Here is a 1,375-nt window from a genome sequence, read left to right as displayed (position 1 = left end):
CGAGTGGCGGATTTACCTACCACTCGGGCTACACCCTTACCCCGGGACAACCACCGCCCGGGCTGGACTACCTTCCTGCGTCACCCCATCACTCACCTACTACAAGTCTGGTCCGTCGGCTCCACCACTTTCCTTTCCCCGAAGGGTCCGGAACGGCTTCACGGACTTAGCATCGCCTGATTCGATGTTTGACGCTTCACAGCGGGTACCGGAATATCAACCGGTTATCCATCGACTACGCCTGTCGGCCTCGCCTTAGGTCCCGACTTACCCTGGGCAGATCAGCTTGACCCAGGAACCCTTAGTCAATCGGCGCACACGTTTCTCACGTATGTATCGCTACTCATGCCTGCATTCTCACTCGTGAACCGTCCACCACTAGCTTCCGCTGCAGCTTCACCCGGCACACGACGCTCCCCTACCCATCCATACAGGCGTTGGCCCTATTGTATGAATGACACGACTTCGGCGGTACGCTTGAGCCCCGCTACATTGTCGGCGCGGAATCACTAGACCAGTGAGCTATTACGCACTCTTTCAAGGGTGGCTGCTTCTAAGCCAACCTCCTGGTTGTCTGTGCGACTCCACATCCTTTCCCACTTAGCGTACGCTTAGGGGCCTTAGTCGATGCTCTGGGCTGTTTCCCTCTCGACCATGGAGCTTATCCCCCACAGTCTCACTGCCGCGCTCTCACTTACCGGCATTCGGAGTTTGGCTAAGGTCAGTAACCCGGTAGGGCCCATCGCCTATCCAGTGCTCTACCTCCGGCAAGAAACACACGACGCTGCACCTAAATGCATTTCGGGGAGAACCAGCTATCACGGAGTTTGATTGGCCTTTCACCCCTAACCACAGGTCATCCCCCAGGTTTTCAACCCTGGTGGGTTCGGTCCTCCACGACCTCTTACAGCCGCTTCAACCTGCCCATGGCTAGATCACTCCGCTTCGGGTCTTGAGCGCGCTACTGAATCGCCCTGTTCGGACTCGCTTTCGCTACGGCTTCCCCACACGGGTTAACCTCGCAACACACCGCAAACTCGCAGGCTCATTCTTCAAAAGGCACGCAGTCACGACGTACAGCACAAGTGCTGCACGCGACGCTCCCACGGCTTGTAGGCACACGGTTTCAGGTACTATTTCACTCCGCTCCCGCGGTACTTTTCACCATTCCCTCACGGTACTATCCGCTATCGGTCACCAGGGAATATTTAGGCTTAACGGGTGGTCCCGCCAGATTCACACGGGATTTCTCGGGCCCCGTGCTACTTGGGTGTCTCTCAAACGAGCCGCTGATGTTTCGACTACGGGGGTCTTACCCTCTACGCCGGACCTTTCGCATGTCCTTCGCCTACATCAACGGTTTCTGACTCGTCTC

At 56.9% G+C, this 1,375-nt stretch carries 1 rRNA gene (only partly in view); it reads right to left on the bottom strand.

Annotated elements, in window-relative coordinates:
- Positions 1 to 1,375, bottom strand: a 23S ribosomal RNA gene (locus tag ACZ69I_RS38920) (it extends past both window edges: 1,499 nt to the left, 230 nt to the right).

Source organism: Streptomyces sp. NPDC036815 (assembly GCF_055609205.1).
The sequence above is the reverse complement of the archived record's forward strand: the minus strand, read 5'-3'. Positions and strand labels throughout refer to the sequence as shown.